Here is a 23,998-nt window from a genome sequence, read left to right on the forward strand (position 1 = left end):
CTTAGTACTGTTTGTCTCTGCCGTGAGGAGACATCAAGTCCTGTTGCGGCCCAACAGGCACAACCTGCGTAGGGTTTATCATTGTGTGACTGTAATAGTAATGGCGTTTGATGTGATCAAAGTTGACCGTTTGTGCAATACCCGGGTGTTGATACAACTCTTTCATGTAACCGAATAAATTCGGATAGTCTGCAATTTGCTTTATATTGCACTTAAAATGGCCATGGTAAACTGGGTCAAATCTGATAAGTGTAGTGAATAGCCGCCAGTCAGCTTCAGTTAGTGTACTTCCTACAAGGTAACGCTGCTTACCCAATCGTTCTTCTATTGTATCTAACGCGTTAAAAAGCGCTTCTACTGCTTCTTCATACGCGTCTTGCGAGGTAGCAAATCCTGATTTGTACACCCCATTGTTGATGTTGTGGTAAACCATGTCATTAATCGCGTCAATTTCTTCACGTAATGCCTCTGGATAATAGTCATCGTCATTTCGCGTTAGTTCATTGAAGCTTGTGTTGAAAATGCGAATAATTTCAGCTGACTCGTTATTAACAATCGACTGCGTTTTTTTATCCCACAAAATTGGCACAGTAACCCGTGAGGTAATGTCAGGCTTTACTTTGGTGTACAACTGATGCGCGTAATCGAAACCATAAAGTTTATCGCCCGTCGCGCCGGGGTATTCATCAAATTCCCAGCCCTTGTCCAGCATGTCAGGAGACACCACAGACACCTCGATATGTGACTCTAACCCTTTTAATTTTCTAAAAATTAGCGCGCGATGGGCCCATGGACACGCCAATGAAACGTAGAGGTGATATCGCCCAGACTCTACAGGGAATTCGGCACCTTGCTCTGTTGAAATAGTTGAGCGAAATTGTGAAGCTTGCCGTTCAAACTTTCCGCCGTTTTTACTGGTGTCGTACCATTTATCTTGCCATTTTCCGTCTACTAGTAAGCCCATGTCCGCTATTCCTCTCACCTTTCACTAAAATTTACTCGGTTAATTAAAGCATGTAGTAACTAGAACGTATGTTGCTTTTAAACGGATTTACCATTCTATAAAATCTATAAAACTAGTAGCGCCTTAGGCTAAAGTTGTTCAACGATTGCGCGAGCTATCGGCATAGCACTGGTAGCCGCTGGCGAGGGAGCATTGCCCACGTGTAATACACGATCGGTTTGTACGAATTTAAAGTCATGCAATAACTTGCCATCGTCCGTTACTGCTTGCGCACGAATACCCGGCCGATAAAAGCTAAAGTGTTCGTGTGATACATCTGGACAATACTGCTTAACTAGTTTTGCATAACGCTTTTTACTAACAGAGGTTTGAATCTCATCAACGACACTTTTGCGATACTGCCAAAGTAGCTTATGCAAACCGCGATAAGATAGCGTGCGGTACATTTCAGAAAACGAGGGAAAGCTTGTATACGCCTCCCTTCCTAATGCTAATACTGCATTAGGACCAACCGTGGTATATCCCCCTATCATTTTCGTTAAGTGAACGCCAAGAAATGGCATTTCAGGATTTGGTACGGGGTAAATCAGGCGCTCGCTTATATTATTGAACTGTTCACTTAGGCGATAGTAAACACCTTTAAAAGGCATAATCTTGAAATCAGGCGTTAAACCCTGAGCACGAATTAGCGTATCAGCGTACGCCCCCGCACAACACACCAGCTGATCACAACTGACATCGTATCGCGTAACGCGCTCAGAATTCTTGTCAGCACACTGGGCAAGGCCGATTTGCACGTTGTTGGGTGTTTCGTTGATATGAGCAACACGTGTAGAATAGTGAGCATCCACATTGTTGGTTTCTAATGCTGCGTTTATAAAGCTGCGGCATACTGCCGTGTAATCGGTTATTCCTGTTAGCTTCACCCAAATGGCTTCTTTACCAACGATGTTTGGCTCAAGGCGATGCAGTGTCGCTTGATTCACCCGCTCTGGTGAAAGCCCATTCTGGGTGCAATTGTGAAACAGTGTTTCCAATCGCTCAAGCTCACTCTCTTTTGTAGCCACAATGAGTTTTCCGCATTGTTCAAAGGGTAACTTGGCTTTTGCACACCACGCTATTGTGTCATGCAAGCCTGCCACACAATATTGGGCTTTTAAAGAATTCGGAGGGTAATACACTCCGGCGTGGATCACGCCTGAGTTTCTACCAGTCTGATGTTGTGCACTGCGTGCTTCTTTCTCTATCATCAACACCGTTTTTGTTGGATTGACTTGCACAAAATGCTTAAGCGTGGCGGCCCCTACTATTCCCGCGCCCACTATCACCAAATCATAATGTTTTCGCATTAATGCCCCAATTTGTTAACTATAAACACTATCCCTCACATCTAGCGTTGTAGACTACAACAGTAAAACTTGCATTATTAGCGATTTTTGCGATCATGCGCCGCAAACTCGCAGTTGTATCCTGCATAGAACCGATTTAGCTTAAGAGTATTGAATATCACATGTCAGATGATCCGCGTTTAGGGGGCATTGTACGCTTGTATGGTGCTGAACAAACCAATAACCTCGCCAATAGCCATGTTGTAATTGCTGGTATTGGTGGTGTGGGTAGCTGGACTGCTGAAGCGCTTGCTCGTTCAGGTGTTGGCACATTAACGCTTATTGATTTAGATGACGTTTGCGTTACTAACACCAACCGACAAATACACGCGTTGTCAGATACCATCGGCGAAGCCAAAGTTGATGCCATCGCCAAGCGAATTGCACTCATTAACCCCAACTGTACTGTACATTGCGTTGAAGATTTTGTTACACCGGACAACGTAACAGAACTTTTTACTTCGCAACATAGCGCTGTGGTAGACGCAACTGACAGTATTCGCGCCAAAGCTGCAATGATCGCACACTGCAAGCGCAATAAAATTCCAATTGTTACTGTCGGTGGAGCGGGTGGTCAAATTGACCCTACCCAAGTAACAAAAGGCGACTTAGCGAAAACTACACAAGACCCGCTAGCAGCTAAACTGCGCAGTGAGTTAAGACGCAATTATAACTTCAGCAAAAACCCGAAGCGACGTTTCGGTGTTGAATGTATCTATTCTACTGAGCAATTGCGTTACCCTCAGCCAGACGGCTCTGTTTGTTACAATAAATCAGCTATGGAAGGCGGAACAAGGTTAGATTGTGCCGGTGGTTTTGGTGCCGTTGTTACCGTAACTGCCACTTTTGGTATGTTTGCAGCCGCCAGTGTTATCAACCGATTAACCGGACAAAAATAGACATCAGCCAATAAGTTGCGCACAATAAGATAACAAGCTGTATTGGCATACTTTTTTCGCAGTATTTCGATACACCCAACAACGGTGAAAAAGGAGAAGAACAATGTCACCTGAAGAGCTAAATAAACTCATGTCCGATTGCGCTAAAGATGCTGTAGTCGCTTCTTCAACGGAATTTGATATTACCTTAGACAATTCTCCTGACAGTGTGCGCTTAGTCGATGACATTTTACTGAGTTTTATTGATAAATATCACGACCAAGCACTTGAAGACGAAGCCGTATTCACCATTTGTAACATCTTTGGCGCGTATATCGGTGAAGTACTTAAAACACAAATTGGGGGAGAATGGGTGTACGACCAATCTAACCCTAACGCACCAACGGTGTTTCTGAAGGTAGGTGAAAACACTTATGCCTTTGCAGGCATTTGTTATGAACGTCTAGTCAACGATAGTCAAGTAAGCGTCTTTGCCTATTATGAACAAGCGCTAAATAACCATAAATCGTTACAACACTAACGCCAATTAAGACGACACATCGTCATCTTTGGGGTGAGGATTTGCCCAATCCTCTATCATCCATTTAAGGTGACGACTGCGTGTTATTGCATACAGCGAAATGCTGTAAATCAGTAGTTTCACCCCTGTCACATATTCAAATCCCCAATGATGATGCATTGCATAGAACAACTGAACGGCTAGCAGTGAGATAATGCCAAGCTGAGAAAGTGGGATAACCGACTTTCGCCATACAATAAGTTCTCTTTTCCACAAACGTTCACGCTGGCTAACCAGTAACAAACTCGCCAGTACGGGTAGGCTTGCTGCTAAGCCCAATCCCAAACTCTCTTTTTGAGGGTAAAAGAAGTGCAACAAAGCGTCGGTTTGGCTTCGTGAGGCTAGTGAAAATATAAACGCAAGCCAGTCAATACAAAGCAAGATGAGCAAGCTGTATAACCAACTTGGGGGAAGTATTCGACCCGATTCATCGTAGTATTTAAGCGGCAGCTTTAACATGGCGTTCTAAGTTTTAATCGTATTAAGGTCTGTTAGTGTGGGGGCAATTAAACCGTTTTAAAGGTATTAATTGCGAAGATGCTCCACAATAAAATCTACCGCTTGAGGTGATTTAAAAGAATTGTGGCGAGAATTGACAATAATGGTCTCTAACGCATCAGGTGTAAATGCACTGTCATAGTTAACAACACCATCATTGATAAGTGAACAAAGCGTTGGTGTGTCGCATTCTATTTCAGAGCTTGACCCTATAACAGCATAGGCATCTCCTTGAACGCGTTTATTGTAAAGAACATCCATAAGTGGATGTCCTGGCGCGAGTACATCTAAACTTTTAAAGCGCGTGTTTTCAATGTAGGGGCGCATACTGGGAGTGAAAATGTCGTTGCCAAGAGCGCTGACTATACCATCAAAAAGGTGGGTCAATGATACTGGCAAGCTAACTAACTTGTTGCCAATATAACCTATCGTAGAGGTAGCCAACGCGGAACCTTTATGTGGAGTATCAAGAAAAAATACCGTGTTTCGCTCAAATAATGGCGAGAAGAAAAACAACTCATCAATATCTGCCGTGCTATATCGTTCATAGTCTGATTTAGATACCGCAAAGGTTGCCTGCCAAAAATCACTTCCCGATTCGGTGGTCAGAAGCTTAGAGATTAGTCCCCCCATACTATGCCCTATGTAAACCGCTTCCCTTTTTAACAGTGGATTCTCCAATCTATCGAGCAATTCGTTTAATTCGCGGCGCACTTTCATTGCATTATAAAAAGGTGGTTGGCCTGTAGGGTAAAGCACATGCCATAGTTGATATCGCTCGTTCAACCACTCGTCATTTAAAATAGCTACTGACAAATAGCGCCAAACAAGCGGGTCAGAATTCAAACCATGGATCATGATAAGTGGTATTTTGGTATCTGAAAGCGGACCAATTGCGTATACACCTCGCCTTTCCTCGGCAAGGTCAGATCCAACAAAGCCTTTCCAACTCATCGCATCAATAGTGGAGTTATTAAGTAGTGCTACATAAGCAGCTGAAGGTGAGTAACGTGCAAGGTAAGCGTTGCGCCCCACCCTTATGGTGGTCCTTTCATTAATTGGCTGTTTGCTGATTTTTATGAGTACTTCTTTGCCATCAACTTTTATACCATCGAACATCAATGTGTAACTACGGAACTCCCCTTCCTGCGGATAATAGCCCTTTAAGGTATTGTCTGTTGAGTCTACTTGTTGATGAAGATCATTTTTACGTACTACTACCGCAATACCATAGTCACCCAACACTTTTGGCTGTAGTGAAGGTTCTCGCGCTTTTATTCGGGAAGCAAAGATGATGGGGACATTTAAGTCTATTCCAGTATGAAGGTGTGCACGATCCTCTAACCCTTCAAGCTTTAAAATAAGCAATCGCATCAATGCATTGCGATGTCTTCCCAGAGCAAATTGGCGTTGAGAAAGTGAAACGTCGTCGCGCGCCAACAGCGCATGTGTACACACTATACTATTTACAAGTCGCTCTGTGCTTTGTGGAACCACACCTAAGCAGTAGTTATAAAGGTCATCCGTAGATTTGTGAGAAAAATCTGTGACAAACTGAGGAGACTGGTTCACTGATAACGTCAAGCTATTTGGGATGGCATCAAAGTAACGACTGGTATTCCCACAGCCAGATAACATTACTACAGCGCTTAGTAAGCACCACTTAACAAAGCGTATTAAAAGGGCTAAAGAGAAAAATTTCATTGACCTACAGTGATAGTTAAAACGACATCAGAGAGCAACAACATAAAAGTATGATGAAATTTCATCCAATTTACTAGCGAATAAAGATAGAGAGTGTGCAAAATCTTGTTCGAGAAATAGGTGGTGCCCCTGCGACCCTCACATTTCTATTCGATAAATACTTAAAGTAAACTACTGCGAAATATCTCTAGTTACTGTATAATCCGCGGCCATTTTATGCACAGTCATTTACGGGTGATATTTTAGATGACAGTTGAAACCTTTGATCCGAAGAAAGTAGCCAACAAAACGACTACCTTAGAAACGCCAGTGAAAGTGCTTAGCGAAAACCAAAATGCAAGCACCAGTAATGGAAATAGAATTGGCTTTGTTAGCTTGGGCTGTCCCAAAAACCTTGTGGATTCTGAGCGTATTTTAACTCAACTGCGCACTGAAGGTTACGATGTAGTACCCACCTATAATGACGCAGACTTAGTTATTGTTAATACCTGTGGCTTTATTGATGCCGCCGTCGAAGAATCACTAGACACTATTGGTGAAGCACTCAAAGAAAATGGCAAAGTTATCGTCACCGGTTGCCTTGGGGTTAAAGAAGACGAAATTCGAGAACTTCACCCGAATGTACTTGCTATCACTGGGCCTCATGCCTATGAAACCGTTGTTGAACAAGTTCACGACCATCTTCCTAAGCCTAGCCACAATCCCTTTGAAGACCTTATTCCTGATCATGGCGTCAAACTTACACCTAGACACTATGCCTACCTGAAAATATCAGAGGGCTGTAATCACCGTTGCACGTTCTGCATTATTCCATCGATGCGTGGTGATTTAGTAAGCCGCCCTGTAGGCAATGTATTGGATGAGGCTAAACGATTAAAAGACGCGGGCGTGAAAGAGTTGCTCGTCATTTCTCAAGATACCAGCGCCTATGGCGTCGACCTTAAACATAGAACAGGTTTTTGGAATGGCATGCCAGTTAAAACACACATGCAACAACTGTGTGAAAAGTTAGGCGAAATGGGTATTTGGGTGCGCCTACATTATGTTTACCCTTACCCACATGTAGACGACCTCATTCCATTAATGAATGAGGGGAAAATACTACCTTATCTGGATATTCCATTCCAACATGCCAGTAAGCGTATATTGCGATTAATGAAACGTCCAGGCTCATCAGAGCGTGTTCTTGAGCGTGTTAAGAAATGGCGTGAGCAGTGTCCATCACTGGTGATCCGTTCTACTTTTATTGTCGGATTCCCGGGTGAAACTGAAGAAGAATTCGAAGAACTCCTCGACTTCTTGCGTGAAGCACAACTCGATCGCGTAGGTGCATTTGCCTATTCGCCAGTTGAAGGTGCAAAAGCCAATGAACTGCCAGATCCAGTACCAGAAGATATTAAACAAGCGCGTTTAGCACGCTTCATGGAAGTACAAGGTGAAATTAGTGCAGCACGTTTGAAAGCCCGTATAGGAAATGAGTATCAGGTAGTAATCGACTCAGTTGATGCCGAAGGCGCTGTTGGACGCACTTATGCCGATGCGCCAGAAGTCGATGGTGTGGTGCACTTAAATGGTGTTTATGATGTAAAACCGGGAGATCGTGTCTGGGCGGAAGTCATTCATGCAAACGAGCATGACGTATGGGCCGTATTATCTGAAGATCAAGACGACGAAGAACAACAATAGTAAACGGAAAGAGGCGCTAGAAAGCGCCTCTTTTTTATTTTTATTTGGACAAACCATCTACCACGGTAAAACATCACCGTTGGAATGAATAAAGCGCCCAGCGTTTTCAATATTCAACTCGTCTATACGTGCCACTAAACGTTCAGCGCATGTATCGGCGTCAATGTCGCCCGCGCCATTGACCATTTCAGTTTGAACAAAGCCTGGGTGAAAAACACCTACCGCGATACCTTTAGGCCTTAAATCGTTCGCCATTGATACCCCTGCTGCGTTTAGTGCTGCTTTTGACATTCTATATCCGTAATAGCCCCCCGACCCATTATCTTCCATCGAGCCCATACGGCTTGAAATCAGTGCAACTTTGCTCTGTTCGGCCAGTCTAGGTAATAGTGTTTGTGTCACCAATAGCGGTCCAAGTGCATTCACACGGAACTGATAGTCTATAGTGTTGGGATCCCAATCTTCGATATTCTCTCTGCCCAGCACGCCTGCATTATTGATGAGTATATCAATATTAATGTCCATTAATGGCGCTAACTTTTCAGCAAGCGTATCAGGCTGTGATACATCAACCCCCTTCACAATAGTGACGCCGGCACTGTTGAGCTCATCACAGCTATTTCGACACGTAGCAAAAACTTTTGCCCCACGCGCTTTGTACTGCTTGGTTAGTGCTAAACCAATTCCGCGATTGCCGCCAGTAATAACAACATTCATAACGATTCCCTTGTTACTCGTTTAAGCCGGTCTTTACCCTTTTAAAAAATGGCCAAAAACCAACATTACGCTTTGTTAATTTATAGTGCTGAGAAGACGTTCTAGATCTTCAGGTGTATCAATTCCAATTGGAGGTGGCGCAATCGCAGTTTCACAATGAATTTTATCGCCATACCAAATAGCGCGTAGCTGCTCCAATGACTCTATTTGTTCTAATGCACTGGGTGTGTAGTCAACATATTGCTGCACATACTGAGCGCGATACGCATAAATGCCAATATGTCGTTGATATAATGCTGTATTTGCCGACGTTGGTTCAGCCATCATTCTGTCTCGCTCAAAGGGTATTGGCGAACGTGAAAAATAAATAGACTCACCAAGGCTGTTTACAACAACCTTAACAATATTAGGATTAAATACGTCCTGTGCGTCATTTATCGGCGTCGATAGCGTTGCCATTTGGCACTGAGTTGCTCTCGCCAAATTATCAGCCACTTGTTTGATGTTTTGGGCGGGAATAAAAGGTTCATCTCCCTGCACATTAACGACGATACTCGCCGGCGCCACCTTTTCTTTTTGCAACACTTCGGCAATGCGCTCTGTACCTGATTGATGATCAGGTGATGTCATACACACACATGCAAACTCGCTCACCGCATTCTGAATACGCGAATCATCAGTGGCGACAATAATCTTATCGGCACCTGCTTCTTCAGCCCTTTCCACCACATGCTGTATCATGGGTTTGCCATTAATCATGGCTAATGGCTTTCCTGGGAAACGACTTGAGCCAAATCGTGCGGGAATGACAACAGTAAAAGACATAGTTGTACCTATCGAGTAGCGTCTACGTCATCTAAAGACAACGTGCTGGCTTTGCTTTCAATTAATACCGGAATACCATCTTTAATATCATAGGCTAAACGGTCAAATCGGCAGATCAATGTGTTGTTATTATCGTCTAGAACCAGCTTTCCCTTACATACAGGGCACGCAAGTACCTCTAGCAACTTTTTATCAAAAGCCATTATTATTCCTTATTGGTTATTGTCTAACGCTAAACCTGCGCGTAACAGTTTTGCGTCTACTAATTGGTAAAAGTCGGGAGACAATCGGGCTGTAACTGGCAAATACCAGCAATCATCATGAGCAAACGCCCTTGCTTTAACCGCATCTTTTTCAGTCATAAGCACTCTACCTGATGGTATGTCACTACTTGAAAAAGCAAAATGGTCGGCTAATGCACGTTCTTCGTTTAACGTAATCCCCATTGCTTTTAACTGATTGAAAAATCGCTTTGGGTCGCCTATTCCCGCCATCGCCTTGCAGTTTTGTGTACTTATTTCATTTCTGGTCGCTGTTTTATTACTATCGGCAACGTTCACAAAATCACTTGGTTCGAGTGACATTAAAAATTGTGGCGATACCGACTGGTCAAATGAAGGCAGAGAGCGTGCATTGTGCACAATGGCATCAACGTTAGCGAGACGCCACTGCCCTTCTCGTAGCGGGCCCATCGGCAGCAAATAACCACTACCCACAAGCCGTTCATCCATTACCACTAGCTCTACATCACGATGTAATGCGTAATGTTGCAGCCCGTCATCGCATATTATCAGGTCGCAGCCACATTCATTTTGTAACATTGCTGCACCGCGCGAACGAACCGGATCGATAACAACAATACAACCACTGCGGCCTGCTAGTAATCGAGGCTCGTCACCCACTTCGTTAGCAGGATCATTATGTGTTACCACACGAGGGTACTGCGGCGATTTAGCACCATAACCTCGACTTAAAATCCCTACTTTCAAACCGCGACTTTTGTAGTACTCAGCCAGTGCAAGTACGACCGGCGTTTTTCCGTTACCACCAACTGAAATGTTGCCTACCACAATGACAGGTACAGATGCCTTGAAGCGCTTTTTAATACCGCTTTTAAAAAGAAGTCGACGCACGCCAGACAAAAAGAAAAACAGCAACGCCAATGGCGCTAGCAACCACACTAGCGCATGACCGTTGTACCATTTATCGTGAACGGTTTGTTCGCGCTTGTCTGTCACTTAGCCTCACCAAATTGTAACGCGTGTAACTGTGCGTAATGGCCACCTTTTTCAAGTAACTCGCCATGTTTGCCCTGCTCAATAATTCGCCCCTGTTCAACCACCATAATGCAATCAGCATTTTCAATAGTCGATAAGCGGTGCGCAACGACAATACTGGTACAACGCTTTTGTAGTGTCTCTAGGGCATCTTGAATGAGTCGCTCCGACTCCGTATCAAGGGCAGATGTGGCTTCATCCAGAATGAGTATTGGCGCCTGTGCCAAAATAGCGCGTGCAATAGCTATACGTTGGCGCTGACCACCCGATAACATAAGGCCGTTCTCGCCAATTACCGTATCTAGGCCGTCGGGAAGATTGGCTAAGAACTCTTCCACATGTGCCATTTTAGCCGCCTCTTCGATTTGTTCTCTTGAAACATGTTGTTTGGCACCGTAGGCGATATTATTTGCGATGCTATCGTTAAACAAAGTGACATTTTGAGACACTACAGCAAACTGTGCTCTTAACGATTTAAGATCTATACTGTTCAGCGCAGCGCCATCAAGTCGAATTTCCCCCTGCTGCGGCACATAAAAGCGCGTTAACAACGACGAAATTGTCGACTTGCCGCTACCAGAGCGCCCTACTAATGCGATCGATTGGCCCGGCTTGGCATTAAAGGTAACGTTGCTTAACGCTGGACTCTGTTTACCCGGGTATGAAAAGGTAACATCATCAAACTCAATATGACCTTTGGCACGCGTAAAGGTCTGTTGACCTTTATCCACTTCATCGTGCTCATCAAGTATCTCAAAAATACTCGCGCATGCTGCCATACCTTTTTGGAACTGATTGTTGATAGTCGTCAATTGTTTTAGCGGCTTTAATAGCATAACCATACAAAACACAACGTTTATGAACACACCCGCGGTCAGTTCTTCAAGCATACCTGGCGTACTTGCGATATAAAGCACTACAGCTAGCGCAATAGAGGCAATAACTTGGATAGAAGAAACACTTAAGATAGAGGTGACATTCAGCTTCATAGTCTGCTGGCGATTGTGATTATTCTTTTGTTTAAATCGCTCACGTTCAATCTCTTGGCCACCAAACATAATGACAACTTTATGTCCTCTCACCGCTTGCTCGACAGATGAAGTCAGGTTGCCCATAGATTGCTGAATGTTTTTGCTGACAACGCGAAATCGTTTGCTAACAAAGGAAACAATAATTGCGACAAGAGGTCCGATTAAAAGAAAGATCAATGACAGTTGCCACGAGTAATAAAACATAACACACAAAAGTCCGATCACTAATGCGCCTTCTCGCACTAAGGTCAATAGCGCCTTTCCAGAGGCGTTTGCCACTTGTTCGGTGTCGTAAGTCACTTTACTAATTAATCCACCTACTGCGTGGTTGTCGTGAAACGCAACGGGCAAGTGAATGTATTTATCAAATAATTGCTGACGCATACGCATCACTACCTGCGCACCAATCCAGCTAAGGGTGTAACTTCCCATAAAATTGAAAAAGCCGCGCAGTAGAAATAACGGCACAATGGCATAGGCCGCAAGACGTAGGTATTCGTGGTCATTCTTACCTAACGATTCATCAATCATCGGTTGCAACTGTGCAAACACAAAAGTATCAACTGCTGAATAGCCGATCATGCCGATAATGGCACATAAGAAAGGCATCTTGTACGCTTTTAGATATTCTAAAAAGCGTTTAATTTGTAAGTCCGAATTGTCGGCTTGCTGCATGAATTTTTAACCTGTTTAATCTTGTGCACGACCACGTGGTGCGTGTGGCCCGCTGTCATTGTTAGTAACCATCTGTAATACAAAATGACAACAAGCAGTACACGGTTATTGTACTCGTAAAAACGCTAATTCACTAATATAGCAACAAAATTGCTTATAGTTTCACCATGGCATCGATATCTTTCGTCAATGAACACCAGCGTGGCAAAATTCACTCGCTAATTATTATATAAGCGCGTCTGGGTTATGTGGCTAGTTGAAAGAATAAAATGCCGATGTGAGTAAGTGGGGTCACTTAATCTGATTTTAAAGATAACAAAGAAAGGTGACTAGGATGATAAGCCGGTAAATACCATCGCTTTTGTCTGTGCATTCTTTGGGTTTCCATCGTCCATTGACTGGCACAATGGACGTTATCGCTCTTGCTTTGACAAAGCGCACTATCGTGGCTATCAAATTCAACGTTTATATACCCATGCGTACTGGTTAAGTACTGTGATACATCATTATCACGGTAGCGCGTCACCACGTTTTCATCTGGGAATGCCCATCTATTTTCATAGCCTTGAGTAAAAATAACCACATTTGGTGAAACAGCTTTTATAAATACATCGGTAGAAGATGTGTTGCTACCGTGATGCGGAGCAACGAGCACATTGGCCTTAAGTAATGGCAAAGTCTGTGATGCTTTATGCAAGGTCAAAAGCGCGTATTCTGAAGCGCGCTCTATATCACCTGCGATTAACACATGGTTACGGTTATCACTGATACGCACCACACAGGACTGAGCATTAGAGTCTTCTTGATTCCCGGGTAGCGGCCATAAGAACCTGATTGTTAGCGATTGCCAATAAATAACTTTTCCGCGCTCACAACCCGTACGCGGTGAATAGTATATGGCATCTATTGCAACAAGCGAACGTTCAATAACTTGCTGTCCTCCGGCATGATCGTTGTCACTGTGGGTATGCACTACATGATCGATTGCATTAATGTTGTATTGATCAAGTAGTGGTAAAAGTACATTTTCAGCCGTTCTTGCGTTGCCATTGAAAGATGCACCTGAGTCTATCACTACCGCCCTATTGCCCTTTGTTATTACTATTGCCGAGGCCTGTCCAGCATCAAGTACATGTAGCTGCCACATGGATGGGTGTGTGGGGAAAAAACGAGACAACAGCGAAAAAGTAAGTACAACAACGTAGACAGTTTTAAAACGAAAGTGTGGCGCTAAGACTATCGCTGTCAACAACACACAACACCATGCTTGTGGCGTCGAAAAGGTGACGTTAACAAATGCAAAATGTTGTGCTGATAGCCAACGTAATAGTTCAAGCAAGTAAGATAGACACTGGTCAGCATACAATAAAATCTGTTGGGCTAGATGAATAATACTGGGGTGAGTATATTGGGTAACCGCCACTGCAATAAGCGCTAAAAGACAAAGTGGTAGCAAGCATGTAATAACAGGTACAGCGACCAAGTTTGCCACTATGCTGATAATACTCGCACTTTCAAACCACAATACCGTAAGCGGCACCATCACTATGGATAAAATAAATTGCAGTTGAAAAGCGGCAGCATATCGCGGCTTTGCGGAAAGGTTAAACCGTACGACCACATACCAAATAACCAATACAGCAAAGATGCTTAAGTAAAAACTTGCGCTTAATATGCTCAAAGGGAAAAGCACAATCGACATTGCCACCATGACAAGTCCGACATGAACGGGCCGCACAGACCATTTAAACGTGGAAAATGCCGCAACAATACAGACCAATACGAACGCCCTGACAACAGGTAGTGACATCCCACTTAAGCACGTATACCCAAACGCGCACAATAGAACGATAAAAATAACAACGACTCGAATAGGCGCAACTACGTGGCTTACTTTGCTGGTCTTTTCTGTTGCAATGAGATGTGAAGTCAGATTTAACTCGCCAACATCAATGCTTCGACGCAGCAGGTTAGTAATGGTCGAGTGAAGCCATTTAAGCAAAAATACGGCAACATGACAGAGTAAAAATGTACTGGCGGCAATAACGCCTAAATGCATACCCGAAATACTAAATAAGTGCCCTGTTCCTGTGTGTTGAAGCATAGTCCAATCTTCAGGCAGTAACTCGTTTCTTATTCCTAATAATAGTGCTAACCACCATTTGGTGTTCACAAGCTCTAGTGACACTAACGCGTTTGCAAGTGTACTTCTAATTGAAGGGGAAGACACGACTCCCTCAACACTGCCCTTTTTTATATAGCCAGTGAAATGAATGTTCTGACTCACGAGCATTTGTTGCTGGTTAAATCCCACTGGGTTTAACACGCCGTAAGCGGGTTTTAGTTTAACCCGAGCAGAAAATACATCGTTGTCTTGTAGGCACTTAACAGTGTCTATAGTATGCGCGTCGCCATCGTAAGTAATAAAAGATTGGGTTAAGCGAGCCCTTGGTGTTGTAAATTGCTCAACTGTATATGGAGCCTTACCACCAAAAATAAATTGAATTGGTGACTGACGCTCTATGCGTATTATTTCGACTGTGTAAGTGTGAGTTTTATGTTCAGCTGAAAATGCATTCGCTTTGCCATTGGCATTTAGTATGCAGCCACCGCTCAATACCCGCGCAAAAATTGTGACATCTTGTTGAATTTTACTTGTTGGCAGTTGCCAAGCGTAGTGTAAATGCCCTACACTCGCCAGCCATAGCACTCCTGCCAACACCCCGTGCGCTATTACGTATGGCAACGCAAGCCGGTGTAGATATCCAGACAGGTAGTCGCAGCGTGTTTTACATAATAATATTGCACTAAGGATCACGATTATCGCCAGCAAAACGGCCATACTCGCTTGACTGGGCAATGACGGCCAAAACACTGCACTGATTGCGCTAGCGCAAAAACAAGTAAGCCAAATTGTGATACGATTACTCATGTTGTTACGTAGCAATAGGTAATTATGTGGGCAGAAACACAGGAATTGTGTTGAATGCCTTTTTGTTTTTATCGTCGATATGCATTGAGATTTATGCCTAAAAAATTTATTCGCCGCTTTTTGCCAGATCACCAAAGCATTAAGCAAAACAAAGCCTTAAAGATTTTCGGAAGCGTACTCCACGAACCCAATTTATGGCATCTCAATCGTCGTTCGGCAGCTGGCGCCTTTGGTATTGGACTATTTTTTGCCTTTTGGCCGGTACCTTTTCAAATGTGGCTGTCAGCAGGTATGGCAATTCCATTTCGCGTTAATTTACCCTTATCTGTTGCAACCGTGTGGGTAACAAACCCCTTTACTATTCCTCCAATATTCTATGGGGCCTACAAGGTCGGCACTACTGTACTTGGGACCAAACCTGAACATTTTGAATTCCAATTCAGTTGGCAGTGGGTGGTAGAGAGCATTAACACCATCGGCCCAGCATTTCTTGTCGGGTGTGGAATTTGCTCAGTATTCTTTGGTCTATTAGGCTATTTTTCACTTAACTGGGTGTGGCGATTCCAAGTAAGAAAGGCGTGGGAACGCAGAAGACAACTGCGTATGAAAACAGCCCAATAAATAGAAAGAAAACAGCAGAAATAAAAAAGCGTACCATTTAAAATGATACGCTTTTTTTGATTAAGCTGGCTCGCCCTAGATAGCGAACCTAATTAACGCTCATGTTCTGAAAGAAAGGCCAATAACGCCGCTTCATCCCACACTTCTACGTCTAATTCTTGTGCTTTGGTCAGCTTAGAGCCTGCTTTTTCACCTGCCACTAAAAAATCGGTATTCTTACTTACCGAGCCTGCGACTTTCGCACCCAACAATTGCAAGCGCGCTTTTGCATCAGAGCGGCCCATTTCACTGAGTGTACCTGTGATAACACAGGTTTTGCCTTCTAGTGGTAAATTGTCAGCATTCGGTTTTTCAATGGCTGGCCAATTCACACCTTCTCGAAGTAATGCGTCTATCACATCCGTATTATGGCTTTCATTGAAGAAATTGAAAATATGAGCAGCAACGACCTCACCTACATCTTGTACATCGACTAGTGCCTCTAATGAAGCTTCGCGAATGGCATCGAGTGTTTCAAAATGCGCGGCAAGATTAGCAGCGGTTGCCTCTCCCACTTCCCTAATACCCAAAGCATAGAGAAACTTGGCTAACGTAGTGGTTTTGGCACTTTCTAGTGATGCCAACAACTTACTTGCTGACTTCTCCGCCATTCTTTCAAGGCCAATGAGTTCGCCTAACGATAAGGTAAAGAAATCTGCCGGACTATGCACTAAGTCTGCATCAACCAGTTGATCGACCAGTTTATCGCCCAAGCCATCAATGTCGAATGCCTTACGCGATGCGAAGTGCTTAAGCGCCTGTTTACGCTGAGCTGCACAAATAAGTCCGCCTGTGCAGCGCGCTACAGCTTCATCTTCTAATTTCTCTACCTGTGAGTCACAAACCGGACATTGAACCGGAAATACTATCTGGGTCTCATCGCCCGTACGGTTTGCTTCAACCACTGATACAACTTGTGGGATCACATCACCCGCACGACGAATGACGACAGTATCGCCCACTTTCACGCCTAGTCGGTTTATCTCATCTTGGTTGTGAAGGGTCGCGTTTGAGACAGTAACACCACCAACAAACACCGGTTCCAATCGAGCAACAGGGGTAATAGCACCAGTACGACCTACTTGAAACTCGACATCTAGTAACCGAGTAACCTCTTCCTGAGCAGGAAATTTTTGAGCTATCGCCCAGCGTGGTGCACGTGCAACAAAACCAAGTCGACGTTGTAGGTCAATGCGATTAACTTTAAACACAACGCCATCGATGTCATAAGGTAAGTTATCGCGAACGTCTAAAATGCGGTTGTAGTAAGCCAGACATCCTTCACCGCCTTGCGCAATATCCATTTCTGGACACAGTGGCAATCCCCATTCACCGAGTTGTGCAAGACGTTCACTGTGGGTTTCTGGTAAATCAAAAGACTCTGGTTGCACCACACCAAGAGAATAGGCATAGAACATTAACGGTCTTTTGGCAGTAATTTTAGAGTCGAGTTGACGAAGACTTCCTGCAGCGGCATTCCTCGGATTCGCAAATACTTTGCCGCCATTTTCTCGCTGATACGCATTAAGCTTTTCAAACCCTTCACGAGGCATAAAGACTTCACCACGTACCTCAACACGCTGAGGGTAGCTATCTCCGCGAAGCGTAAGCGGTACATTCATTATTGTTCTAACATTAGCCGTAATGTTCTCGCCAACCTGACCGTCACCACGCGTGGCTGCGCGCACTAATTCTCCATCTTCGTATAGAATACTTACCGCGAGACCGTCTAGTTTGGGTTCACAACCAAACGTGAGCGTAGATGTGTCGTTTAATCTATCTTTTACCCTTTTTTCAAACGCTAATAATGATGCTTCATCAAACGCATTGTCTAACGATAGCATCGGCACTTCATGCGACACTTGCTCGAACGCCGAAAGTGCCTCGCCGCCAACCTTCTGACTGGGTGAATTGGGGCTTTGAAGTTCTGGATACTGTTTTTCAAGCGCAATTAACGTTTGCATATCGCGGTCATAAACCGCATCAGGCACTGTTGGGTCATCCAGCACATAGTACTGATAGTTGTAGTCATTAATGGTTTTGCGTAGCGCAGCTACTTGCTGCTTAGCTTGTTCTAAATTATCAGACATAGAGTCTCTTTCACGCTAATTGGTTTTTAAAGATAAAATAAATATTGAATACGTTGGTCACACAAGCGCTTCACTTTCTTCAGTTTACTGTGGTCGTTAGTAAACTAAAAAGGACCTGGCTAAGCCAAGTCCTCCGTTCGGTATCGTGCTACGTCCCTTTGATGATAAAAGGATAACGCGCTGCTAACAAAAAGGTTCGTTACTGTTTGAGCGTGTTTACCTATAGGTTTAACTACGCGCAATCATCCGCTTGCGTTCAAATTCACGTATTTTTTCGACGTACTGTTGAAGCCCCTGCTTGGTAAGTACACTGCGGCGACCATCAAGTACTTGTGCATTAAACTCGTCTGCGAGTTTACGGGCAGCGTTATGCATCATGTTGAACACTTGATGTGGATCACCCTCAATAGGCAAAATCATAAATAACGACACACCTTGAGTTTCAAAATTCTCCAAGTTGTCGATATCAAATACACCCGGCTTAAACATATTAGCTAAGCTAAACAAAACGGGGCCTTTACCATTTGAGTTTACATGTCGATGGAAGATATCTTGATCGCCAAATTTAAACCCAAGTGTTAAAAGCATTGGTAACAACGCTGCTCCGGCAATTGGCGCATCTTCTGGCGCACGCACATTCAACACTAACACCTCTGGTTCGATGTTAGCCTGAGGTGATTTATTCGAACCTGTATCATCGCTTGCACTAAACGCATCCTCACCGCTTTCATCGAAATCGATGCGCATTTGATCGTCGCCGAAATTAGGCTCTTCACGCTTACGCGATGCAGGCTTGGTGCGCTTTGTTCGAGAAAAACGCTTTTGATGGCTATCAGGTGTTTCTAACTCAACACGTTCTGGTTGCTGTGGTGCATCTAAGCTAAAGTCGGCAACTTCGCGTACTTGTGCATCGCTCTGTTCGTCAACGCTTGCCTGCGATGTTGGATCTACATAAAGTTTGGGCTCTTGACGCGATTCACCTTCATCTGGGGCGCCAGCACTACGAGATTCTTGTGTCTCTTCGTCAATACCTTCTTTTAGCAGGAACCCTGGCGGCTCTGGAAATTCTGCAACATTACTAGAAGAAGACCCCGCGTCGTTTACGTTTCGTGCGTTACCCGCCATATGTGGCTTAGGGTTAGATACGACAGAACCGTACAATTTAGGTTCAGGGCTTGGTTCAGGAGTGGGTTTCGCCTGCACATCGCTTTCATCCGCACGGTGCAATTGGCTATCATCGCCGCCGCTGTTATTTGAAACAGCTTGCCCTTCTGCCCCTTCTTTTATCGTTGCATTATCGCTGTCTTTCTCAACGTTTTCGATATCACTTTCTACAAGCTCGTCGTTGTCATACGACACTTCACTTGCAGGTGTGCGATTTACAACACGTACTTCACCAAGGCCTAACTCATCAAATCCTTCGCTATTCCCTTGTTCAGAAGACACGTCATCTTCTTGCCATTGCCTAGGCTCTAAACGTGTTTTTTCTTCTGGTTTGCTGTTTTTGCGAATTTTCCAAATACCGTGGGCGAGAACACCAATGATAAAAACGGTACCGCCAAGGAGTAAAAATAGACGTAATTCATCTTCCATTTAATTTCTTTCGCCCTTTGTTATGCTTCTGCGAAGGCTACAGCCTCGTCGACATCTACCGCGACCATGCGCGAAACGCCAGGTTCCGCCATTGTGACACCGGTCAGATGGCTTGCCATCTCCATCGCTATTTTATTGTGGGTGATATAAATAAACTGCACTGTTTGTGACATTTCTGACACCAAGTTACAAAAGCGCCCTACATTTGCATCATCCAATGGTGCATCTACTTCATCCAACAGACAAAATGGCGCTGGATTTAATCTAAAAATAGCAAATACCAATGATAAAGCGGTTAATGCTTTTTCTCCACCGCTTAAGAGGTGAATAGTGCTATTTTTCTTACCAGGTGGTCTTGCCATAATGGTAACACCTGTTTCTAACAAGTCATCATCGGTTAACGCTAAATACGCAGAACCACCACCAAATACTTTTGGAAACAATGCTTTGAGGTCTTCATTCACCTGTTCAAATGTACTTGAAAACCGCGTGCGCGTTTCTTTATCTATTTTGCGTATAGCCGATTGAAGCGTTTCAAGTGCCTCAGTTAAATCGTTGTGTTGCGTATCAAGATGAGACTTGCGCTCTGATTGCGTTTCAAACTCTTCCACTGCAGCTAGGTTTACTGCACCTAAACGTTGCAAACTTGACTGTGTCTTTTCTAAATCTTCTTGCCACTGTTTCTCTTCTGCATGTTCGGGCAGTGTTTCTAAAATTGACTTAAGCGACTGCTGCGTTTCATCTAGCTGCTCTAGAATGGTATTCGCTCTAACGCGGTAGCCTTCAATATCAATATTGAGTTTGTCGATATTGGTTTGTCTTGCTTGTATATCTTTACCTAATGATTGATGGCCTTTCTCTGCCTCTCTAAGCCATTGCTCAATATCTTCAAGCACAATTTGCAGCTCGCTTTTACGTTGTTCAAGCTCAGCTTTGGTTTCTAGCATTGCTTGTAACTCAGCATTCTGCATTTCTTGCGGTGACGTTATTTGGGCAAGTTCTTGTGTAAGACGAATCTTGGCATTACCGTATTCTTCCTGCTGCTGACCGTTACGCGTAACCTGTTGACCATAAAGATTCTGGTGGTTTTCTAATTGTTGCTTTTTAAGCGCAAGCTCATGATTTTTGGTGGTTAATGATTCTACCAAAGCACGTAATTCACCAACCTGCCGCTCTTTGTATTCACGCTTATCATTGACTTCGTCAATGTGTACTTCATGCTCTAATATTTGCGCTTCCTGAAACTCCAGCTTTTCTGAAAGTTGTGCAAGTTGTGTTTCTTCTTTGGATAATAGTGCGTTTTGCTTTTCAAGCTCTTCATCAATTTTATGCGCTCGTTGAGATTGCTGTTGTCGTTGCATCTGTAAAAGCGAAAGCTTGTTTCGAAGTTGATCGCGCCCGCTCTCAGCATCACTAAGTGCACGCAGAGCAGCCCCTCTTTGCTCTTCACATTGCTTAAGCGCAGCTTTTGCGCTATCGAGCTGTTGTTCAATGTCTTCTTTTTGCGTTTCTAACTCTTCTAATTCAGACTCTAGCAAGGCAATTTTATTGCTACGCTGAAGTACACCGTCATTCAATGCACCCGGTCTTACTACCCACTGTGTGCTTGCCCAAAGCCCGGTAAACGAAATCGCACTTTTACATGTTGACGCGCCGGAACTACTTGTATTTTCAAGTTCTCCTTCGATGACTTGAGTAAGTGCTTCATCATTTTCACAAAGGACAATTTCATCAAAAAATGCAGGGACAGACGCATTATGTTCTAGTAGCGCATGCGCAAGGGTTTCTGGCTGTGCTTCATTGATAAAAGCGCTTTGCGCATAAACACGACTTCCACTTGGCATAGCAGTTAAATGCGAAAGCAAATCACCTGCCGAATGAACCGCACTCACATAAGGTTGATGTAAATGTGTAAGAATTGCTTCAACACAAGGTGCGAGATGCGACGGTGAATTAATACTTTGCCATAGCCTTTCTACATTAACTAATCGCACATCGTCTTGTTGTGCTGCATCAAGTTGCAGAGCTTTTAAGGCCTTAATGGTGGATTGAGCGGTCTGATATTCACCCTGTGTGGCCAATGCGTTTTTCTCAAGCGATTTAACCCGTTCGGTCTGTAACGCAAGGGAATCTGTTATCTTACTGACGGCTTCCTGTTGCGCCAAAACCTGCAACTCAGCTTCATTGAACTGTTCTTCAAGAAGCTCAATGTCGCCTACGATATCTTCTTCATTTAGCTGATTGCGCTCTTCTTGTAACTCACCTATTCGCTGAGATGTACGTAGCTGCATGCTCATGGTTGATTGAATTTGGCTATGGCATTGTTGCACGTTACTTTTTAGCTGATGATACGCCTGCTCTTGGTCGCGGGCTTGGCTGTTAAACTCTCGAAGTTCTTGCTCTGCATCCTCAAACCGCTCTCTTGCATGCTCAAGTTCAGCAGTTTTTAATTCCAGCTCCGGCTCAATATTGTCTAACTCTGCACGCGATACCGCTAACGCCTCTGACGCTTCCTTAAGAGAGTCATTAAGTAGTTGCTGCTGTTCATCAACTCTTGCCAATTCTTGTTCAATCTGACTTTTGCGTTGCTTTGCATGCAGTGCATTTTGCTCTAAGCGAGTTATTGCGGTACCAGTATTGAACAACTGTTGTTGCAGATCATCGATGGTTTGCTTAGTTTCAACTTGCTTGGTTTTATACTGTTCTAACCCAGCTTCATCACCCTGTAAGCGGGCCACTAACCCATCGACTTCTAACTGAAGTGCGCTTTGCTGCTTTTGTAGCGCCTCTATATGTTCGCTGTTTTTCAAAAAACGAATAGCCGCTAATTGTCCCTTAAGCTCTCTGGCCTGAGCACGCAGCGTTTTATACCGAGTTGCTGCTGCAGCTTGACGCTGAAGTTTCTCTAATTGTTTACCAAGTTCATCGCGAACATCGTTTAAACGCTCTAAGTTGTCATGGGTATGCTTTATGCGATTCTCAGTCTCGCGACGCCGTTCTTTATACTTTGAAATACCCGCCGCTTCTTCAATGAACACGCGTAACTCTTGCGGTTTAGACTCTATAAGTCGCGATATCATGCCCTGTTCTATGATGGCATAAGAACGAGGGCCAAGGCCCGTACCTAAAAACAAATCGGTCACATCACGACGACGACATTTTGTGCCATTTAGGAAATAAGTAGATTGCGCGTCGCGTGTAACAAGACGCTTCACCGACAACTCATTATAGTTGGCAAACTCACCAGCTATTCGCCCCGCGCTATTATCAAATACCAACTCCACACTGCACTGTCCAACCGGTTTGCGAGAAGATGAGCCATTAAAAATAACGTCTGTCATCGCATCGCCGCGCAAATTCTTTGCAGAACTCTCACCAAGTACCCAACGCACAGCGTCGATCACATTGGACTTGCCACAGCCATTTGGACCGACAATAGCGGTCATTTCACCAGGAAAAGGAATTGAAGTTGGCTCGACGAAGGATTTAAAGCCAGCCAATTTGATCTTTTTAAGTCGCACAAACCCGCCTTAATAAATAAGCGTTTGCTTTTCTGCGTGTTTGGTAACGAATTGAAAATGATACAATCACGGGGGTTATTCTTTTGTTATTATGCGTTTGACTGTACCAAATCTAACAGCTTGTAACAATTACCATTTCAGTGTCTGACGCAGTCAACGTAAAATGGGATAAAAAGCACCCAATAACTAACCAATTCTTTGTAGGGAGAGCGCATGAGTCAAGGTGGTGTACATTATTTTTTCGAAGGCTTTTCATTGATTAAGACAAAAGGCCTGAAGCGTTTTGTTTTTGTGCCGCTTGCCATCAACCTGATCCTGTTTTCGTTAGCGTTTTATTTTCTGTTTGGTCAAATTGAATTGGCTATCGCCTACGTGATAGATCTTGTGCCTGAATGGTTGGGTTGGGTAAAAACCGCCATTAGTTTCTTCCTTTGGCCCCTTGCTGTCATTAGTGTATTACTCATTTTCGCGCTAATATTCGGCACGCTAGCCAATTGGATAGCAGCCCCATTTAATGGTGTGCTTTCAGAAAAAGTAGAGAGACACCTTACAGGCCAAGATTTAGGTGACGAGGGCGTGATGGCGCTGGTGAAAGATATTCCCAGAACCATTGGCAGAGAGCTCACCAAACTCGTTTGGTATTTGCCACGGGCAATTGGCTTTTTACTGTTATTTTTCTTTTTGCCTGTTATTGGCCAGATACTGTGGTTTCTTTTTAACGCATGGATGATGGCAATACAATACTGCGATTACCCCTATGACAATTATAAGGTTGACTTCACTAAAATGCGCTTACACCTTGGCCAGCACAAAGGTAAGGCGATGACATTTGGGATGATGGTAAATGTTTTTTCACTTATCCCGGTGGTGAATTTCATTGTGATGCCGGTCGCCATATGCGGCGCAACGGCGATGTGGGTAAATGAATTAAAACCAACATTACATCAGCAGCGCTAACTTTTGGTACTTTCTGCAAAAG

Annotated in this window: 18 protein-coding genes; 5 read left to right on the forward strand and 13 right to left on the reverse strand. The window is 44.0% G+C overall.

Annotated features, from left to right (window positions below; translation table 11 throughout):
* Position 1: 1 nt before the first annotated feature.
* Together JN178_RS10630 and lhgO are read right to left on the reverse strand one after the other, a co-directional pair.
* A complete protein-coding gene (locus JN178_RS10630; protein ID WP_202261554.1) occupies positions 2-964 on the reverse strand; it encodes a glutathione S-transferase family protein in 963 nt (320 codons plus the stop codon).
* Between the two features lie 128 nt (positions 965-1,092).
* A complete protein-coding gene (gene lhgO / locus JN178_RS10635) occupies positions 1,093-2,313 on the reverse strand; it encodes an L-2-hydroxyglutarate oxidase (protein WP_202261555.1) in 1,221 nt (406 codons plus the stop codon).
* A 161-nt stretch (positions 2,314-2,474) separates the two neighbouring features.
* On the opposite strand from lhgO, the gene tcdA reads away from it, so the two are divergent.
* Both tcdA and JN178_RS10645 read left to right on the forward strand, forming a co-directional pair.
* Positions 2,475-3,251 (forward strand): tRNA cyclic N6-threonylcarbamoyladenosine(37) synthase TcdA, encoded by a 777-nt coding sequence (gene tcdA, locus JN178_RS10640; RefSeq protein WP_202261556.1) that lies wholly within the window; start codon positions 2,475-2,477, stop codon positions 3,249-3,251.
* Positions 3,252-3,354: 103 nt separating this feature from the next.
* Positions 3,355-3,771, forward strand: a complete 417-nt coding sequence (locus JN178_RS10645) for a hypothetical protein (protein ID WP_159624312.1) — start codon at positions 3,355-3,357, stop codon at positions 3,769-3,771.
* Positions 3,772-3,777: 6 nt separating this feature from the next.
* On the opposite strand, the gene JN178_RS10650 is transcribed toward JN178_RS10645, so the two are convergent.
* Positions 3,778-4,269, reverse strand: a complete 492-nt coding sequence (locus JN178_RS10650) for a DUF2919 family protein (RefSeq protein ID WP_159624310.1) — start codon at positions 4,267-4,269, stop codon at positions 3,778-3,780.
* A gap of 66 nt (positions 4,270-4,335) precedes the next feature.
* A complete protein-coding gene (locus tag JN178_RS10655) occupies positions 4,336-6,012 on the reverse strand; it encodes an esterase/lipase family protein (protein ID WP_202261557.1) in 1,677 nt (558 codons plus the stop codon).
* A gap of 246 nt (positions 6,013-6,258) precedes the next feature.
* Here JN178_RS10655 and rimO point away from each other — a divergent pair, with 246 nt between their 5' ends.
* Positions 6,259-7,698: a 30S ribosomal protein S12 methylthiotransferase RimO gene (rimO, locus tag JN178_RS10660; RefSeq protein ID WP_159624306.1), complete on the forward strand. Its 1,440-nt coding sequence runs from the start codon at positions 6,259-6,261 to the stop codon at positions 7,696-7,698.
* Between the two features lie 57 nt (positions 7,699-7,755).
* Here the strand turns inward: rimO and JN178_RS10665 are convergent, their stop codons facing one another.
* The 6 genes from JN178_RS10665 to JN178_RS10690 all read right to left on the reverse strand — a co-directional run bounded on the left by JN178_RS10665 (position 7,756) and on the right by JN178_RS10690 (position 15,155).
* Complete coding sequence (locus JN178_RS10665) at positions 7,756-8,415, reverse strand: SDR family oxidoreductase (RefSeq protein ID WP_202261558.1); 660 nt, start codon at positions 8,413-8,415, stop codon at positions 7,756-7,758.
* Between the two features lie 75 nt (positions 8,416-8,490).
* Positions 8,491-9,240, reverse strand: a complete 750-nt coding sequence (gene kdsB, locus JN178_RS10670) for a 3-deoxy-manno-octulosonate cytidylyltransferase (RefSeq protein WP_202261559.1) — start codon at positions 9,238-9,240, stop codon at positions 8,491-8,493.
* An 8-nt stretch (positions 9,241-9,248) separates the two neighbouring features.
* The gene (locus tag JN178_RS10675) at positions 9,249-9,443 is read right to left on the reverse strand and encodes a Trm112 family protein (protein ID WP_159624300.1); all 195 of its coding nucleotides are present in this window, start codon (positions 9,441-9,443) and stop codon (positions 9,249-9,251) included.
* A 9-nt stretch (positions 9,444-9,452) separates the two neighbouring features.
* The gene (gene lpxK, locus JN178_RS10680) at positions 9,453-10,478 is read right to left on the reverse strand and encodes a tetraacyldisaccharide 4'-kinase (RefSeq protein WP_202261560.1); all 1,026 of its coding nucleotides are present in this window, start codon (positions 10,476-10,478) and stop codon (positions 9,453-9,455) included.
* Complete coding sequence (gene msbA, locus JN178_RS10685; protein ID WP_202261561.1) at positions 10,475-12,223, reverse strand: lipid A export permease/ATP-binding protein MsbA; 1,749 nt, start codon at positions 12,221-12,223, stop codon at positions 10,475-10,477. The genes lpxK and msbA overlap by 4 nt, the downstream gene beginning before the upstream one ends.
* A gap of 295 nt (positions 12,224-12,518) precedes the next feature.
* Positions 12,519-15,155 (reverse strand): DNA internalization-related competence protein ComEC/Rec2, encoded by a 2,637-nt coding sequence (locus tag JN178_RS10690; RefSeq protein ID WP_202261562.1) that lies wholly within the window; start codon positions 15,153-15,155, stop codon positions 12,519-12,521.
* A gap of 93 nt (positions 15,156-15,248) precedes the next feature.
* On the opposite strand from JN178_RS10690, the gene JN178_RS10695 reads away from it, so the two are divergent.
* Positions 15,249-15,776 carry a DUF2062 domain-containing protein gene (locus tag JN178_RS10695; RefSeq protein WP_159624292.1) on the forward strand — a complete coding sequence of 176 codons (528 nt, stop codon included), beginning with the start codon at positions 15,249-15,251 and terminating at the stop codon, positions 15,774-15,776.
* 92 nt (positions 15,777-15,868) lie between these two features.
* On the opposite strand, the gene ligA is transcribed toward JN178_RS10695, so the two are convergent.
* The 3 genes from ligA to smc all read right to left on the reverse strand — a co-directional run bounded on the left by ligA (position 15,869) and on the right by smc (position 23,019).
* Complete coding sequence (gene ligA / locus JN178_RS10700) at positions 15,869-17,905, reverse strand: NAD-dependent DNA ligase LigA (RefSeq protein ID WP_202261563.1); 2,037 nt, start codon at positions 17,903-17,905, stop codon at positions 15,869-15,871.
* Between the two features lie 228 nt (positions 17,906-18,133).
* Positions 18,134-19,498: a cell division protein ZipA gene (gene zipA, locus JN178_RS10705; protein WP_202261564.1), complete on the reverse strand. Its 1,365-nt coding sequence runs from the start codon at positions 19,496-19,498 to the stop codon at positions 18,134-18,136.
* 20 nt (positions 19,499-19,518) lie between these two features.
* Positions 19,519-23,019, reverse strand: coding sequence for a chromosome segregation protein SMC (smc, locus tag JN178_RS10710; RefSeq protein ID WP_202261565.1), 3,501 nt, complete (start codon positions 23,017-23,019; stop codon positions 19,519-19,521).
* A 213-nt stretch (positions 23,020-23,232) separates the two neighbouring features.
* Here smc and cysZ point away from each other — a divergent pair, with 213 nt between their 5' ends.
* Positions 23,233-23,976: a sulfate transporter CysZ gene (gene cysZ, locus JN178_RS10715; RefSeq protein ID WP_202261566.1), complete on the forward strand. Its 744-nt coding sequence runs from the start codon at positions 23,233-23,235 to the stop codon at positions 23,974-23,976.
* The last annotated feature ends 22 nt before the right edge of the window (positions 23,977-23,998 follow it).

The organism is Alteromonas sp. KC3 (assembly GCF_016756315.1).
In the GTDB taxonomy this organism is placed as follows: Bacteria; Pseudomonadota; Gammaproteobacteria; order Enterobacterales; family Alteromonadaceae; genus Alteromonas.